The sequence below is a fragment of the Salinibacterium sp. SWN1162 genome, from assembly GCF_015864675.1.
Classification (GTDB): domain Bacteria; phylum Actinomycetota; class Actinomycetes; order Actinomycetales; family Microbacteriaceae; genus Rhodoglobus.
Genome location: NZ_JADYWT010000004.1, coordinates 141,561 through 156,543 on the forward strand (window position 1 = coordinate 141,561; position 14,983 = coordinate 156,543).

The 14,983-nt window shown below is 62.6% G+C and carries 16 protein-coding genes; 12 read left to right on the forward strand and 4 right to left on the reverse strand.

Annotation, left to right across the window (positions count from 1 at the left end):
* Positions 1–51: 51 nt before the first annotated feature.
* On the forward strand, positions 52–549 hold the full coding sequence (gene rbfA / locus I6E58_RS13520; RefSeq protein WP_197134679.1) for a 30S ribosome-binding factor RbfA: 498 nt from the start codon (positions 52–54) through the stop codon (positions 547–549).
* Positions 550–600: 51 nt separating this feature from the next.
* Here the strand turns inward: rbfA and I6E58_RS13525 are convergent, their stop codons facing one another.
* Together I6E58_RS13525 and I6E58_RS13530 are read right to left on the reverse strand one after the other, a co-directional pair.
* The gene (locus tag I6E58_RS13525) at positions 601–1,494 is read right to left on the reverse strand and encodes an A/G-specific adenine glycosylase (protein WP_374189201.1); all 894 of its coding nucleotides are present in this window, start codon (positions 1,492–1,494) and stop codon (positions 601–603) included.
* Positions 1,491–2,495, reverse strand: coding sequence for a ketopantoate reductase family protein (locus tag I6E58_RS13530; protein WP_197134682.1), 1,005 nt, complete (start codon positions 2,493–2,495; stop codon positions 1,491–1,493). The genes I6E58_RS13525 and I6E58_RS13530 overlap by 4 nt, the downstream gene beginning before the upstream one ends.
* Before the next feature lie 134 nt (positions 2,496–2,629).
* Here I6E58_RS13530 and truB point away from each other — a divergent pair, with 134 nt between their 5' ends.
* The 4 genes from truB to I6E58_RS13550 are packed head-to-tail and all read left to right on the forward strand — an operon-like array spanning position 2,630 to position 5,362.
* Entirely contained in the window at positions 2,630–3,604 is a 975-nt protein-coding gene (truB, locus tag I6E58_RS13535) for a tRNA pseudouridine(55) synthase TruB (RefSeq protein ID WP_197134685.1), read from the forward strand.
* Positions 3,597–3,965 (forward strand): hypothetical protein, encoded by a 369-nt coding sequence (locus I6E58_RS13540; RefSeq protein ID WP_129071053.1) that lies wholly within the window; start codon positions 3,597–3,599, stop codon positions 3,963–3,965. The genes truB and I6E58_RS13540 overlap by 8 nt, the downstream gene beginning before the upstream one ends.
* A gap of 25 nt (positions 3,966–3,990) precedes the next feature.
* On the forward strand, positions 3,991–4,404 hold the full coding sequence (locus tag I6E58_RS13545; RefSeq protein WP_197134688.1) for a hypothetical protein: 414 nt from the start codon (positions 3,991–3,993) through the stop codon (positions 4,402–4,404).
* Between the two features lies 1 nt (position 4,405).
* Positions 4,406–5,362 carry a bifunctional riboflavin kinase/FAD synthetase gene (locus I6E58_RS13550; protein ID WP_197134691.1) on the forward strand — a complete coding sequence of 319 codons (957 nt, stop codon included), beginning with the start codon at positions 4,406–4,408 and terminating at the stop codon, positions 5,360–5,362.
* A gap of 9 nt (positions 5,363–5,371) precedes the next feature.
* On the opposite strand, the gene I6E58_RS13555 is transcribed toward I6E58_RS13550, so the two are convergent.
* Positions 5,372–5,641 carry a hypothetical protein gene (locus I6E58_RS13555; protein WP_197134694.1) on the reverse strand — a complete coding sequence of 90 codons (270 nt, stop codon included), beginning with the start codon at positions 5,639–5,641 and terminating at the stop codon, positions 5,372–5,374.
* Between the two features lie 90 nt (positions 5,642–5,731).
* Between I6E58_RS13555 and I6E58_RS13560 the strand changes: the two genes are divergently transcribed.
* Positions 5,732–6,979, forward strand: a complete 1,248-nt coding sequence (locus tag I6E58_RS13560) for a CynX/NimT family MFS transporter (protein ID WP_129071049.1) — start codon at positions 5,732–5,734, stop codon at positions 6,977–6,979.
* 45 nt (positions 6,980–7,024) lie between these two features.
* On the opposite strand, the gene I6E58_RS13565 is transcribed toward I6E58_RS13560, so the two are convergent.
* The gene (locus I6E58_RS13565) at positions 7,025–7,990 is read right to left on the reverse strand and encodes an ROK family protein (RefSeq protein WP_129071048.1); all 966 of its coding nucleotides are present in this window, start codon (positions 7,988–7,990) and stop codon (positions 7,025–7,027) included.
* A 190-nt stretch (positions 7,991–8,180) separates the two neighbouring features.
* Here I6E58_RS13565 and I6E58_RS13570 point away from each other — a divergent pair, with 190 nt between their 5' ends.
* The 6 genes from I6E58_RS13570 (at position 8,181) to I6E58_RS13595 (ending at position 14,958) form a co-directional block, all read left to right on the forward strand.
* Complete coding sequence (locus I6E58_RS13570) at positions 8,181–9,125, forward strand: sugar-binding transcriptional regulator (protein WP_197134697.1); 945 nt, start codon at positions 8,181–8,183, stop codon at positions 9,123–9,125.
* Positions 9,122–10,135, forward strand: a complete 1,014-nt coding sequence (gene deoC, locus I6E58_RS13575; protein ID WP_197134700.1) for a deoxyribose-phosphate aldolase — start codon at positions 9,122–9,124, stop codon at positions 10,133–10,135. The genes I6E58_RS13570 and deoC overlap by 4 nt, the downstream gene beginning before the upstream one ends.
* Positions 10,136–10,143: 8 nt before the next feature.
* Complete coding sequence (locus tag I6E58_RS13580; RefSeq protein WP_197134703.1) at positions 10,144–11,655, forward strand: aldehyde dehydrogenase family protein; 1,512 nt, start codon at positions 10,144–10,146, stop codon at positions 11,653–11,655.
* A complete protein-coding gene (locus I6E58_RS13585; protein ID WP_197134706.1) occupies positions 11,652–12,509 on the forward strand; it encodes an aldehyde dehydrogenase family protein in 858 nt (285 codons plus the stop codon). The genes I6E58_RS13580 and I6E58_RS13585 overlap by 4 nt, the downstream gene beginning before the upstream one ends.
* Before the next feature lie 58 nt (positions 12,510–12,567).
* Positions 12,568–13,413 carry a CAP domain-containing protein gene (locus tag I6E58_RS13590; RefSeq protein WP_197134709.1) on the forward strand — a complete coding sequence of 282 codons (846 nt, stop codon included), beginning with the start codon at positions 12,568–12,570 and terminating at the stop codon, positions 13,411–13,413.
* A gap of 69 nt (positions 13,414–13,482) precedes the next feature.
* On the forward strand, positions 13,483–14,958 hold the full coding sequence (locus I6E58_RS13595; protein ID WP_197134712.1) for an SDR family oxidoreductase: 1,476 nt from the start codon (positions 13,483–13,485) through the stop codon (positions 14,956–14,958).
* Positions 14,959–14,983 lie beyond the last annotated feature (25 nt).

Here is a 14,983-nt window from a genome sequence, read left to right on the forward strand (position 1 = left end):
GTCAACGCCTCAGTTAATCTCGAGGCAGCACAAGTTATAGAAGGAGTAGAGATGGTTGACGCAGCTCGTGCCGCGAAAATGGCGGACCGCATCAAGGTAATCGTTGCCAAAACGCTTGAACGTGGCATCAGAGATCCTCGTTTAGGTTTTGTGACCATCACTGACGTTCGGGTAACCGGCGACCTCCAGCACGCCTCCGTGTTCTACACGGTCTACGGCAGCGACGAAGAGCGCGCCGAAAGCGCCGCCGCTCTCACCTCAGCGACCGGCCTCGTCCGTCGCGAAGTCGGTAAGAATCTCACCGCACGCCTCACCCCGTCGATCCAGTTCATTCCCGATGGAATTCCCGAAAACGCCGCTCTCATTGATTCGCTGCTGACCGAAGCGCACCAGCGTGACGCCTCCGTCGAGGCTCTCAAGAAGACCGCGAAGTATGCCGGGGATGAAGACCCTTACGTGAAGCCGCGCGACATCGCCGCCGAAGAAGAAGCCGCCGGCTTCGACGATGACGATGATGACGATGGTCACTACGTCAGCGGTGACGCCTAAGCGATTTCGCTCGGTCTGCGCAGACTCTCGGCGCGTCACCCAGCGAACGGATTAGGGCAGAACGTAACCCGAGTCCTCCGCAACGGCGAGGCCGTCTTTGAGCAGGCCGGTCAGGGCGCGCTCGCGCTGGGCGGCATCCGCCCAGATTTGTTCAATTTCGGTTGCCGTCACGGGAATATCGCTCGCGCGAAGTTCGGCGAGAATCAGCCCGCGCACCTGGCGGTCTGATCCTTCGAACTTCTTCTGCACTATCTGTTTCTTGCCCTCGTAGGCGGGGTACCCTGCCGCACGCCACGCGCAGAGATCGCGCACCGGGCATTGCTCGCACTGCGGCTTTTTAGCGGTACAGACAATCGCGCCGAGTTCCATGACCGCCGCATTGGTGGCCTGTGCGGCGACGCGCTCGTCGGGCAGTAACAGGTCCATAGCGGCGAGGTCGCGCTTGGTCGACGGAGGACCAGCTTCACCGACGCCATCCACGGCTCGCGCAATCACGCGTCGAACGTTGGTGTCGACGACCGGATGCCGGTGCCCGTAGGCGAAAGCGGCTACGGCCCGAGCGGTGTAGTCGCCAATACCAGGCAGAGCCAGTAGCGTCGGCACATCGTCGGGCACCACGTTGTTGTGCTGCTCGGCAATCAGGGTCGCGGCGGCATGCAGATTGAGGGCACGTCGGGGATAGCCGAGGCGTTCCCACGCTCGGACAGCATCCCCGGGCGCTGAGGCCGCGAGAGCTGCGGGCGTCGGCCACCGGTCGAGCCATTGCTCAAGGCGAGGAATCACTCGCACGACCGGCGTCTGCTGCAGCATGATCTCGCTCACGAGGATGCCCCAGGCGCCAAACCCGTCGTGCCTCCACGGCAAGTCACGCCCGGCCTCGGCAAACCACTCGCGAATCTGGCGGGAGAGCTCTAAGCGGTCGGCGGCCGGTGCAGCAGCGGTCACTGGTGCATCGCGCTGGCACAGCGCGCCACGGTGTCATCGGGGCTGAGAAAGTTTCCGGTCGCCTCGACGTCGTGCACCAACTCGACCATAAGAGCGTTGAGTGGGGCCTCGTTGCCGCGCTCCTGCGCGGCGCGTACTACGGCGCCGTTGAGCGCATCCACTTCGCTCGGTTGGCCTCGGCGGATGCTCTGCAGGGTCGAGCCCGGGTTAGGGGTGCGACCCATGCGGCGGCCCATGGCGAGTGGTATGAGCTGGCCGAACCACAACGGTGCGCGAGCGAACTGACGTAAACGGCGGTGGGACAGGCCCTGCAACGTTTCGAAGTAAATGCCCTGAGCAAGCGCGACCCTCGCGGTTTCCCGCATGCTGGCCGTCATGATGCGGCGCAGGCGGGAGTCGGCAAGGACCTCCTGCACGCTGAGTCCGGTGATCGCCGGTAACGCATTGACCTGGTTGATAACGAGTTTGGTCCATTGGGCGCCCCGAAAGTTGGGGACGGCGAAGGTGGGCATCACGGCATTGAGCACGTCGGCGGCGTAGCGGGCCGGCACATCGTTATCGCCGGCGACGCCAAGGTAGCTTGGGCCAGCGGCAGTCACGTGGATGGTGCCGGGAGAGAGGAATGATGAGGCGAAGGTGGCGAGCGCACCGATGATGTCTGACCGCGGTGAGGCCTGCGCCGCAGTATCGAGAGAGTCGAGACCGTTTTGAAAAATGACGACGGGAACGTTTCGTACATACCGGATGTTGTCGCGAAGCGCTTGCTCAGCGTCGTGCGCTTTTGTCGCAACAATGACGAGCTCGTTGATGCGGCTGAGAGTGGCGGCGGCGCGCACTCGCGAGACGCTGTCGCCCCAGGCTCCGGTCAGGGTGAGTCCTGATTCTCGGAGCGCCTGGAGGTGTGCGCCGCGTGCCGTAACTTCGACATCATTGCCGGCGCGCGCGAGTAAGCCCGCAATGGCGCCGCCGACGGCACCCGCCCCAATAATGCCGATTCGCATAGCCGCAAGTCTAAGCGCAGCGGATGAAGATTTCTCGTCAGCGCAGCGCGGAGCGCGCCCGTGCGTCGGGTGCGCCAGAATTGGCTAAAGTTGTTGGGCTGCCCATCCGGGGTCGCCATGGTGAAGGGAATGGCATGGCAAAGCCACCGCGCAATCCCGCCAGCGGAATCTTGTTCGTGGATAAGCCGCAAGGCATCACGAGTCACGGCGTTGTTTCGCGAGCCCGCAAGGCGATCGGTACTCGCAAGATCGGCCATGCCGGCACCCTTGACCCGATGGCTACTGGCCTCCTCGTGCTTGGCGCGAACAACGCCACTCGGCTGCTCACCTATCTCGTCGGCCTTGACAAGCAGTACACCGCAACGATCCGACTGGGAGCGTCGTCGAACACCGACGACGCCGAGGGCGAGCTTTCAGAACCAGCGGATGCCGCGGCTCTTGCCGCCGTCACTGACGATGCCATCGCGCAGGCAGTTGCCGCCCTCACCGGTGCTATCTCGCAGCGGCCGAGTTCGGTCAGCGCCATCAAAGTTGATGGCAGGCGCGCGTATACGCTGGCACGGGCTGGTGAAGAGGTCGTTCTCGCCGAGCGGGCGGTGACGGTTTCTGCTTTCGACGTGCTCACGATTACGCGCGGAGAGTTCATCGATCTGAACGTGCTTGTCGATTGCTCGTCGGGTACGTACATCCGGGCACTAGCTCGTGATGTGGGGGAGGCCCTCAACGTCGGCGGGCACTTGACGGTACTTCGCCGCACAAAGGTCGGGCCTTTCTCGGTCGAGAACGCCAGCGCGCTCGATTCCGATCTCGAGACTCAACTGGTCGCTCCGGCGACGGTGGCCGCGCAACTCTTCGAGACAGTGCAGCTTGACGCTCAGCAGTCGAAGGATCTCTCTGACGGCAAACGCATCGCACTCGCGCCACAGGCGGCGACGCCTATAGCCGCTCTGGCCCCCGACGGCCGCCTCCAGGGGCTCATCCAGATCGTCGACGGGCGTGCCCACGTGCTGTCCAATTTTCCGCGCGATGCGCAGCCTCTCCAGCAGCAGCAGGCTGCTGCGCTCGAGGGCGATACCGTTTCTGAGGAAGGTACCCCAAACAATGGTTGAGTGGTTTGTGTGGGTCCAAGTGATCATTGCGGTATTGGCGGGAACCGCCGCTGTCATCGCGGGCTTTGCCAAGGTGACCCCCAACGACTATTCCCTTGGGGCAACGCTTCTCGTTGAAGCTCTCCTGATAGTGCAACTCGTCATGGCGATCGTCTCTCCGTTCTTGGGAAACGTCGCTACCGGTAGCGCCTTGGAGTTCTGGATCTACTTAGTGTCCGCCATCCTGATTCCGCCCGCCGCCGTCATGTGGGGCCTCATCGAACGCAACCGGTGGAGCACCGTGATTCTGGGTGTCGCCTGTCTGTCGGTTGCCGTGATGGTCTACCGCATGAGCCAGATCTGGTTTGTGCAATTGGCCTAGCCAAGAGCGCCTAAAGTTGAGAGAGATGACAAGCACACGTTCTTCAACAGCCTCGGGTATTGGCCGAGTGCTCATCGCCGTCTACGCTGTGATGGCCTTGGGCGCTACTGCGCGTTCGCTATTTCAGATCGCGACGAAATTTGACGAGGCTCCGATCGCGTATGTCCTTTCGGCGGTAGCAGGACTCGTATACATCGTGGCCACCGTCGCCCTCATCCGTTCGGGCCGCGTCTGGTACCGGATCGCCGTAGTCGCGATCGTGTTCGAGCTTGTCGGCGTCATCACTGTGGGCACGCTCAGCCTCGTGGATGCCGTCCTCTTCCCCGCGGATACAGTGTGGTCAGCATTCGGTGCGGGTTACCTTTTCGTGCCGCTCGCTCTTCCCGTACTCGGCCTCATCTGGCTATATCGAGTGCGTATCACTGAGGGGCGGCGCTGAGATGGATCTCTTCGAATCGATTGATGCTGTGCCAGAGTCTTATGGCCCGGTCGCCGTCACTATTGGCAAGTTCGATGGCGTTCACAGCGGTCACCGCGCGGTGCTCGCGCGTCTGCGTGAGGTTGCCGCTGAACGAGGCTTGCGCTCGATCGTGGTGACTTTCGACCGCAATCCCATGAGCCTGCTGAACCCTGCCTCGTGCCCGCAGCCGCTGCTCAGCAAGGAGCAGAAACTTGAACGTTTAGCGACCACTGAGATTGACGGCACTCTGGTGCTGACCTTCGACCGCGCCCTCAGCGAAGTCTCAGCCGAGGACTTCGTGGCGACGATTCTCAACGGTGCGCTCGACACCAAAGTCGTTCTCGTCGGTGCTGACTTCCGCTTCGGCGCTCGGGGTGCCGGCGACGTTGCGCTGCTGCGTCAACTCGGCGAAGCCCACGGCTTCGAGGTCGTCGTGATCGATGACATCGCGCTCGAAGAGGGGCGCCGGGTGTCATCCACGTTTGTTCGTGAATTGCTCTCTGAAGGTCGCGTGGCTGAGGCAGCGCAACTGCTCACCGCAGCTCATTCCGTGCGGGGAGTTGTCGTGCTTGGCCAGCAGCGAGGGCGGGAGCTCGGGTATCCGACCGCCAACCTTGACCGCAACTCAGAGGGGTTCATTCCCGCCGATGGCGTCTACGCGGCGTGGCTCGTGGTTGACGGCGTTCACTTCGCCGCCGCCGTTTCGATTGGCAACAACCCGACTTTTGACGGGGTGCCTGAGAAGCAAGTAGAAGCCCACGCTCTTGACCAAGACTTCGATATTTATGGCAAGCGGGTCGAGATCGAATTCGTCGAATACGTGCGCGGGATGGTCAAGTACACGACGGTCGATGCTCTCATCGACCAGATGTGCCTCGATGAGGTAGCCGTGAGAGAAATCTTGGGCGTCCCCGCGAAGGAAACGCCCAAGAAATAGGTCGTAAGACTAGCCCTTGAGGAGCTTGTCGAGGGGAACCTTCACGCCGTTCTTGAGGTTCTCAACAACGTCGTCGGGCACGTTGCCCACGATCGGCAGATTGAGGTCTTTCGCCCAGGTCGCGACAGTCTCGAGGATCGTGTCGGTGTCGAGTCCCTTGAGGGTCGGCTGAATGCCTTCCCAGATGGGCTCGAGTGCATCCTTATCGAGGCCCTTGCCTTTGACGAGGTCGCCGACGACATCGCCGATGTCTCCAAGGTCGAATCCGCTGTTTCCCATAACTGTCTCCTCAGACGTGTGGCCGACACGGGTTGCCGACGATACTCACCATCGTAGGGGGTGCTGATTTCTCAACGTAGACTCGTGCGAATGACTACTCCCACGCGCACCCTCTGGAGGGGGCGTCTTCTCGCGCTCGCCGGCATCCTCTTCGTCGCACTGAACGTGCGCACCGCGGTTGCTGCTATTTCGCCCATCATCGGCGTCATTGAGAACGACATCCCGATCTCTGGTCTGGGTCTGGGCGTCCTCGGGATGCTGCCTCCGATCGCCTTTGCAATCGCCGGTATTGCTGCTCCAGCGCTCGCTCGCGCCCGCGGTCTCGACGCGAGTCTGCTGATTTCAGCGGCCGCCATGGTTGCCGGATCGGCTCTGCGCGCAGTCAGCGACAACTACATTCTTTTGGCCCTCGGCAGCTTCATCGCGCTAGCCGGCATGGGCGTCGGCAACGTCCTGCTGCCTCCCGCCGTAAAGAAGTACTTCCCGGACCGTTTGGCGACGGTGACCGGCGGTTATGTCATGCTCATCTCGCTGGGTGCTGCCATCCCCGCCTTCTTCGCGGCCCCGGTAGCCGAGGTTGCTGGCTGGCGTGCATCCGTCGCCGTCTGGGCCGTGCTGGCGTTGACCGCTCTCATCCCGTGGCTCGTGCTCACCGTTCGTGGGCGGCGTGCCAAGCGCAACACTGCGCTCGATGCGACCGTCGTGCCCGTGGCATCCGACATCTCAGTGTGGGCTGTAGCGAAGTCGCGAACGGCGTGGGCGATCACCATTGCGTTCGGCGTCTCCTCGATTGGGTTTTATTCTTTCTTCGCGTGGCTGCCCGAGATCCTGATCGAGTCAGCGGGTTTCAGTCCGGTTGAGGCGGGCGCAATGCTCTCCCTCTTCGGGCTTATCGGTATTCCGCTGGGCATTCTCAGCCCCATTTTGGCCAGCCGCGTCTCAAACATCGGAGTCGTAATCGCCGGAGGTGTCTTTGCCGGAGTGCTCGGCTACCTCGGGCTTGCATTCTTCCCGACGACGCTGACCTGGCTCTCGGTGATTTTTGTCGGGTTCGGAACCATTCTCTTCCCGCTCTGCCTCGTACTCATCAACCTGCGCACACGCAGCCATCAGGGATCAGCAGCGCTCAGTGGGTTCGTGCAGAGCGTCGCCTACACGGTCGCCGCTCTCGGTCCCTTTGCGGTAGCGCTCGTGCGCGAACTGAGCGGCGGCTGGATGTGGCCGCTGATGTTCCTGCTCAGCTCCAGCTTGCTAGCGCTCATCAGCGCCGTGATGCTCTCGCGCCCCAGTTTCGTTGAAGACGAGTTGGGTATTCCGGTCGCGGCGCTCGAGGACTAGGTCCGGCGAGCACCGACTCCGGCGAGCACCGACCTTTCTGGGGACCTAGCGGGGCTCGAGGGCTGAGACGCTCAATCGTTCCGGGTGGTGCACGAGAGCAGCAGCGCCAATTAGGGGGCCATCGCTAGAGAGGCCGGACGCCACAACCCGCACCTTCGTGATGAAGGGGAACGGTGCGCGATCAGTGATTGCTTCGGCAACAAGGTCGATGTAGTCGGCGGCCACGTGGGAGAAGCCACCGCCGATAGCGACCAATTCAAGGTCGACGAGGGCCGTCGCTGAGGCGATGCCGTGACCGACCGCGCGAGCAGACCGACGCACTGCGCGTATCGCGAGTTCGTTGCCCGCGGCATAGTCTGCGGCCAATTCTTCGCCGGTCGTGCCAGTCCAGCCCTGGCTTTGGGCCCACTCTACGGTTTTGGGACCTGCTGCGACCGCTTCAACGCAACCGGTTCCGCCGCATCCGCAGCGAGCGGTCTCGCCGCCGACTTCAACGTGACCGAAGTGGCCCCCGTTGCCGGTGGGGCCGTCGATCAGTTGGTTGTCGAGGATGAGGCCGCCGCCCACACCGGTCGAGACAACCATTCCCATGAAGTACTTCACTCCCTGAGCGGCGCCGATCCAGTGTTCGGCAAGGGCAATGCAGTTGCCGTCGCCGCGCAGAGCGACGGAGAGGCCGGGAAGCTCAGCTTCGACGAGGGCGCGCACGCCGTAGTCGCGCCAGGCCGGCAAGTTAAGGGGCGATACCTCACCGCGTGATACCGAGATGGGGCCGGCGCTTCCGATACCGGCTCCGAGAAGTTCGGCGCCATCGGGGAGTGCGGCCGTTGACTGTCGCACGACGGTGCGCACGCTGTCGGCGAGCTGGTCGCTCGACGATGCGCGGCCCGTGGGGGCGCGGAAGCGGCTCGTCGCGAGAACGACGCCGTTCGGGTCAACGAGGGCAGCCTCGACTTTGGTGCCGCCAATGTCAATGGCGAGGGCATAGCGATTCGATGTGGTGGTGGTCACGGCATCCACCTTATGGGGTGCAGGGGGAGTGCTGCGCCCATCGGACCACGTTCGTGTGGTGTTCAGGTTCAGGGTGTTGGCTGCGCATGTGCGCACTCGCCGCTCATCACGCCTGCTCATCTGAGCAAGACCTACTGCATATGTTGCAGCGCAGTGCGCAGGACTCTATCGTTGAAGTCAGGAGGCAGCAGTGGATGAATCAACCGAGCTATTGGCCGTGCGCGTTGCCGAGCTCTACTACGAAGAGAACAAGACCCAAGACGAAGTCGGTGCTCTTCTCGGTATTACCCGCTGGAAAGTGGGCCGATTGCTCACCCGCGCTCGTGAAGCCGGCATCGTCCGTATCGAGATCATTCACCCTCGCGCCCGCCGACTGGATGTCGAACGCCAGCTGCGAGATCGCTTTGGACTCAAGGACGCGGTCGTTGTTCCGCTGCCCGCCGACGACGAAGAGGTCAACCCTCGCGTGGCCCAAGCGGCCGCGGACTACTTGGCGGCCGTTCGCCCCGTTCCTCGCACTCTCGGTGTGAGCTGGGGGCGCACCCTCGATGAGGTTGCTCGCTTGCTGGCTCCCGGCTGGACCGTTGGCGTGCAGGTCGTGCAGATCAATGGTGGCGTGAGCCTCAATAGCAAGCAAGGCACAGCAGCGCAGACCGCTGTCACGATTGCGCAGAAGGGTCACGGTCAAGCAACGCTGCTGCCGATCCCCGCAATTCTCGAGCAGGTCGAGACCAAGCGCGCGATTGAACGCGACCGCGCTGTGGCTAGCGTTCGGGCCCTGGGTGCTTCGGCATCCGCCTATCTGTATAGCGCCGGAGTTGCCGGGGCTAGTTCGGTTCACGTCGATAGCGGCTACCTGACCGAGAGCGATGTCGATGACCTCGTCTCCAAGGGAGCCGTCGGAGACGTGGTTGGCCGGTACATCAACGGTGCTGGAAAGATCGTCGATTCCGCTCTGGACGAGCGAACGGTCGGTATCGGTCTTGATGAGCTCCGTGCCGCCGAGCACGCAATTTTTGTCGTCGCTGGCGACGCTAAACATGACGTCGCGCGCGCCGTCGTTACCAGTGGGCTGTGTTCCGTCATCGTCACCGATGAGGCCACCGCTCACGCCCTTCTGGAGGAAACCACATGACAATCGAACAGGCCATCGCGCTCGCTCCTGCTGAGCGCGCGGTCAACCTCATCGGCTCAGATCTGACCGAGAAGTCACTCAAGCTGCACCTCGAGGGGCTTTCGGGCGTCGACGCGGTCGGGCTTGAGCAGCGTGCTGCAGCGCTCGGAACGCGCTCGATCAAGACCACGTCGAAGGCCTGGGCCCTCGACACGATCATCAAGCTCATCGACCTCACCACGCTCGAAGGTGCGGATACTCCCGGCAAGGTGCGCTCTCTCGCGGCTAAGGCCGTGCTTCCTGACGCTTCGGATGCCTCGACCCCGCAGGTCGCAGCCGTGTGCGTGTATGGCGACATGGTTCCGTACGCAGCAGAAGCACTCGGCTCGTCTTGGTCGAACGGTTCTGACAGCGGAATCAACGTAGCCGCTGTCGCTACCGCGTTCCCGAGCGGGCGCTCGTCGTTGCCCATCAAAATCATGGACACCAAGGAAGCCGTCGCTAACGGAGCGGACGAAATCGACATGGTCATCGACCGTGGCGCGTTCCTCTCCGGCAAGTACGGAGTTGTTTTCGATCAGATCGTTGCTGTCAAAGAGGCATGCCGCCGCGAGAACGGTACCTACGCCCACCTCAAGGTGATCTTGGAGACCGGCGAACTGAACACGTATGACAACGTGCGTAAGGCATCGTGGTTGGCAATTCTCGCCGGGGGAGACTTCATCAAGACCTCCACCGGTAAGGTTGCGCCGGCAGCGACCCTGCCCGTCACGTTGCTCATGCTTGAGGTCGTGCGCGACTGGCATCTGCTCACCGGGGAAAAGATCGGTGTCAAGCCAGCCGGCGGCATCCGAAGCTCGAAAGACGCGATCAAGTACCTCGTGACTGTTGCCGAAACTGTGGGCGAGGAATGGCTTCAGCCGCACCTGTTCCGTTTCGGGGCCTCCAGTCTCCTCAATGACGTGCTCATGCAGCGTCAGAAGCTCACCACCGGCCACTACTCCGGCCCCGACTACGTCACGATTGACTAAGGCACCCCATGACTGAGAATGACAAAGCACTGAGCGTGAAAGCACCAAGCTTTCTCGACTACGCGCCAGCCCCCGAATCGACTTCGGTGCTGCACCTGAAGAAGCACTACGGTCTCTTCATTGACGGCGAGTTTGTGGATGGCCGCGGCGACGCGTTCACCACGATCTCCCCGGCAACCGAAAAGGAGATCGCTTCGATCTCCAACGCCAACAACGCTGACGTGGATGCCGCTGTCGCTGCAGCCCGTAAGGCCTACGACCGCACCTGGTCGAAGCTCTCGGGCGCTGACCGCGGCAAGTACCTCTTCCGCATCGCTCGCCTCGTGCAGGAGCGGGCTCGTGAGCTTGCCGTTGCCGAGAGCCTCGACAACGGAAAGCCGATCAAGGAGAGCCGCGACGTTGACGTGCCTCTCGTTGCAGCGTGGTTCTTCTACTACGCCGGGTGGGCCGACAAGCTCGACTACGCCGGCCTCGGACCCAACCCGCAGTCGCTCGGTGTTGCCGCTCAGGTAATCCCGTGGAATTTCCCGCTGCTCATGCTCGCGTGGAAGATCGCTCCGGCGCTCGCCGCGGGAAACACCGTCGTGATCAAGCCGGCCGAGACCACTCCGCTGAGCGCGATGATCTTTGCCGAAATCCTGCAGCAGGCTGACCTGCCCAAGGGTGTTGTCAATATCGTCACCGGCGCCGGCGACACTGGCCACGCGCTCGTCAACCACCCGGATGTCAACAAGGTCGCCTTCACCGGCTCGACCGGTGTTGGCCGTGCGATCGCCAAATCGGTCGCGGGTACGGGCAAGAAGGTCACGCTCGAGCTCGGCGGCAAGGCCGCGAACATCGTTTTCGATGACGCCCCCATGGACCAAGCCATCGAAGGAATCGTCAACGGCATCTTCTTCAACCAGGGTCACGTTTGCTGTGCAGGATCGCGCCTTCTGGTTCAAGAGAACGTTCACGACGAGGTCGTTGACCGGCTCAAGGCGCGACTCTCCACCTTGCGCATGGGCGACCCGCTCGACAAGAACACCGACATTGGTGCGATCAACTCCAAAGCTCAGCTCGACCGCATCCGCGAACTCAGCGACATCGGCGAAGCCGAAGGGTCCGAGCGCTGGACCGCGGACTGCCCGATCCCTGAAAACGGTTTCTGGTTCGCTCCGACGATCTTCACGAACGTGTCGACCTCGAGCCGCATCGCTCGTGAAGAGGTCTTCGGGCCCGTGCTGAGCGTGCTGACGTTCCGCACTCCGGCAGAAGCGATCGCCAAGTCCAACAACACGCCCTACGGGCTGTCAGCGGGCATCTGGAGCGAGAAGGGCTCACGCGTTCTCGCTGTGGCTGACAAGCTGCGCGCGGGCGTGATTTGGGCGAACACGTTCAACCGCTTCGATCCTGCGTCACCATTTGGTGGCTACAAGGAGAGCGGCTACGGCCGTGAGGGCGGCCGTCATGGACTCGCTTCGTACCTAGAATCCGCTGGATGGGCTGCGCCCGCCGTCACGAAAGGTGGCAAGAAATGACCCGTCTCACGGTTCCTAAGACCTACAAGCTCTACATCGGTGGCAAGTTTCCGCGCAGCGAGAGCGGTCGCACGTACGAAGTCACCACTAAGAAGGGCGCGTTCCTTGCGAACGCAGCCTTGGCAAGCCGCAAGGACGCCCGGGATGCCGTAGTGGCCGCCCGCGCCGCCGTCTCCGGCTGGTCGGGGGCCACGGGCTACAACCGCGGCCAAGTGCTATACCGCATCGCTGAGCTCTTGGAGGGTCGTCGCGAGCAGTTCATCGACGAGCTCATCGCTACCGAATCCCTCTCGAAGTCGGCCGCGACCACTCAGGTCGATACCGCTATTGACGCGTGGGTCTGGTACGCCGGTTGGGCTGACAAATACGTGCAGGTAGCCGGAAACGGTAACCCCGTCTCTGGCCCGTACTTCAATCTGTCAACGCCGGAGCCGAGTGGCGTTATCGCGATCGTTGCTCCGCAAGACTCGTCGTCGCTGCTTGGCCTCGTAAGCGTCATCGCTCCGGCGCTCGTCAGCGGTAACACCGTCGTCGTTGTCGCCCACCAGAACGCTCCGCTGAGCGCGATCAGCCTCTCTGAGGTTCTCGCCACGAGTGACGTTCCTGGGGGAGTCGTCAACATCCTCACGGGGTCGCCCGCCGAGATCGCTCCGTGGCTTGCGAGCCACGCGGATGTCAATGGTCTCGACCTCGCCGGAGCAGAACAGCTCGAGTGGGTTGACCTTCAAATCGCGGCTGCCGATACGCTCAAGCGCGTCTCCGGCCCGGTCGTCGGTGTTCCCGCGCCATCCATCGAACGTGTCGTTCAGTGGACCGAGACAAAGACCGTCTGGCACACGAAGTCTCTGATTTAGCCGAGAGGTGTGGCGTGGGGGTTGCCTAGCGCGCGTATCCACGGATACTTGCTGAGTAATGATTTTTTCACGCCACACTCCCTCCCGCATCGCCAGTGGATTTTTTGCACTTCTTCTCGCGGTTTTTCTCGTTCCGATTGCTGCTGCAGCCCCCGCTTCTGCAGCAGAAGCTGACACCATCCACGGGCTTGTCAATCAAGCTCGGTGGGATAACGGTCAGCAGGGCCTCATCCGCAACGCCGACATGGATGCCGTCGCGTTAGCGTGGGCCAAGAAAATGGCGGCGAGCAGCACCATGTCGCACAATCCCGACTATTCGGCTCAGATTCCGTCTGGTTGGCGCTCCGCCGGCGAGAACGTCGCCCAGGGATACCCGACCGCGCAGTCGATGCACGACGGTTGGATGGGGTCGCAGGGGCACCGCGAGAACATTTTGGGTTCCTTCACTGACATCGGGATCGCTTTTTATCAGAGCGGTGGCACGACGTGGGGTGTGCAGGTGTTCGCGACCTACCCCGGCCATACCGGGCCAGACGCGCCTCCCGCCGCAGACCCCGCTGCCACTCCTGAACCGTCGAGCGAATCCAGTAGCACGCCGACGCCCAAGGCCACCAAGACGCCATCTCCGACAGAGACTCCCGATCCCGAATCGACATCGTCGACCGGAGCAGGCGGATCCTTGGGCGGCTCGACTGGCGAGGGAGCCGTTGGCGAAATCGACGGAACGATCACTCCCGCTCTGTCGCAGGCGGAATTGCAGGCGAGCGTGTACGGCGCGAAGCCGGATCAGACGTGGATGGCGTGGACCATCTTCTTCAGCATCCTCGCCCTCAGTGGCGCAGCCTGGTTCGTTCTCTGGCGCCGGCTCAAGCCTCGCAGCCCAGTAGCGCGTCGAGCCCGCTAAGAACAGGGCGGCAGCAGATACCGAGGTAACTGTGCGCTGCCTCCCAGCGGCCGTGCCTAGGGTTGCAGCATGCGCGTTCTTGTAACTGGAGCAACTGGATATCTCGGCGGCCGATTGGTGCCTCGACTCATTGAAGCGGGGCACAGTGTTCGTGTTCTCGTGCGCAATCCGCGAAAGCTGCGTGATGTGCCGTGGAGCGACGATGTTGAGGTCATCGTGGGAGACCTCACCGATGCCGACAGCCTTGTCGCTGCCGTCGACGGCATTGACGCGCTCTACTACTTGGTTCATGCCATGGGAGCTGCTGGCGATTTCGAGAAGACTGAAAAGCTGTCAGCGATGAACGTGGCCCACGCTGCCAAGAAGGCGGGGGTCTCGCGCATCGTCTACCTCGGCGGGCTTCACCCCGAGGGCGACATTTCTGAGCTCAGCCGCCATTTGCGCAGCCGGGCCGAAGTTGGCAACATCCTGCTCGAGTCAGGTGTACCGACCATCGCGTTCAACGCTGGAGTGGTCATCGGCTCCGGTTCGGCCTCCTTCGAGATGATTCGTCACCTCACGGAAGTTCTGCCGTACATGCCCGCACCGAAGTGGGTGCGCAACTTCATTCAGCCCATCGCAGTACGCGATGTGCTCTACTACTTGGTTTCGGCGCTCGAATTGCCCGCTGACCTCAACCGCAGTTTCGACATCGGCGGACCGGATGTGCTGCGCTACGGCCAGATGATGAATGGTTACGCCGTCGAGGCGGGGCTGCACCAGCGCCCCATCGCCTCACTGCCGGTGCTGACTCCGTGGCTGGCGTCGCAATGGGTGAATCTCGTCACGCCTATCCCTCGTCTTTTGGCGGTGCCGATTATTGAGTCGCTCCAGTTTGACTGCGTTGTTCGTGACAAGTCAGTCTCAGATTTCATCCCTGCCCCAGAGGGTGGGCTTACGAGTTATCGCGCGTCAGTGCGGTTAGCGCTGGTGAAGATGGGCGACGGCGAAGTGGAGACGAGTTGGCAAGACGCGACCGTCGTTGGCGCGCCGAGCGACCCGATCCCCAGCGACCCCGAGTGGACCGGTCACACCGTCTATACCGACCTGCGTGAACGAGAGACTCCAGCGTCAGCCGCCGCGCTCTGGGCTGTGGTTGAGGGTATCGGCGGCGAGAACGGGTGGTATTCGTTCCCGTTGGCGTGGGCCATGCGCGGCTGGCTCGACAAGCTGGTTGGTGGGGTCGGACTGCGACGTGGCCGCCGTCATCCGACCACCCTCAACACCGGCGACGCGTTGGACTTCTGGCGGGTCGAGAGCATCGAGCGCGGGCATAGCTTGCGCCTCCGGGCAGAAATGAAGCTGCCGGGCCGGGCGTGGCTTGAGCTGAGCGTCGAAGATCGCGGCGACGCCGGATCGTTCTATCGTCAGCGGGCGGTGTTCTTCCCGAGCGGGCTAGGTGGTCGCCTCTACTGGGCGGCGATCCTTCCCTTCCACGGCGTGATCTTCAGCGGAATGGTGAACCGCATTCTCGCTGCGGCGGAATCAGATACAGAAGCCAAATAGGCCCCGTTCCTCCGGGGAATGCGTT

Coding starts and splice junctions, on each gene's coding strand:
- I6E58_RS13585 (WP_197134706.1), top strand. CDS start 11,652: ATGACCCGTCTCACGGTTCCTAAGACCTACAAGCTCTACATCGGTGGC.
- I6E58_RS13555 (WP_197134694.1), bottom strand. CDS start 5,641: ATGGGAAACAGCGGATTCGACCTTGGAGACATCGGCGATGTCGTCGGC.
- I6E58_RS13595 (WP_197134712.1), top strand. CDS start 13,483: ATGCGCGTTCTTGTAACTGGAGCAACTGGATATCTCGGCGGCCGATTG.
- I6E58_RS13590 (WP_197134709.1), top strand. CDS start 12,568: ATGATTTTTTCACGCCACACTCCCTCCCGCATCGCCAGTGGATTTTTT.
- I6E58_RS13550 (WP_197134691.1), top strand. CDS start 4,406: ATGGATCTCTTCGAATCGATTGATGCTGTGCCAGAGTCTTATGGCCCG.
- I6E58_RS13580 (WP_197134703.1), top strand. CDS start 10,144: ATGACTGAGAATGACAAAGCACTGAGCGTGAAAGCACCAAGCTTTCTC.
- truB (WP_197134685.1), top strand. CDS start 2,630: ATGGCAAAGCCACCGCGCAATCCCGCCAGCGGAATCTTGTTCGTGGAT.
- I6E58_RS13530 (WP_197134682.1), bottom strand. CDS start 2,495: ATGCGAATCGGCATTATTGGGGCGGGTGCCGTCGGCGGCGCCATTGCG.
- I6E58_RS13540 (WP_129071053.1), top strand. CDS start 3,597: ATGGTTGAGTGGTTTGTGTGGGTCCAAGTGATCATTGCGGTATTGGCG.
- I6E58_RS13545 (WP_197134688.1), top strand. CDS start 3,991: ATGACAAGCACACGTTCTTCAACAGCCTCGGGTATTGGCCGAGTGCTC.
- deoC (WP_197134700.1), top strand. CDS start 9,122: ATGACAATCGAACAGGCCATCGCGCTCGCTCCTGCTGAGCGCGCGGTC.
- rbfA (WP_197134679.1), top strand. CDS start 52: ATGGTTGACGCAGCTCGTGCCGCGAAAATGGCGGACCGCATCAAGGTA.
- I6E58_RS13560 (WP_129071049.1), top strand. CDS start 5,732: ATGACTACTCCCACGCGCACCCTCTGGAGGGGGCGTCTTCTCGCGCTC.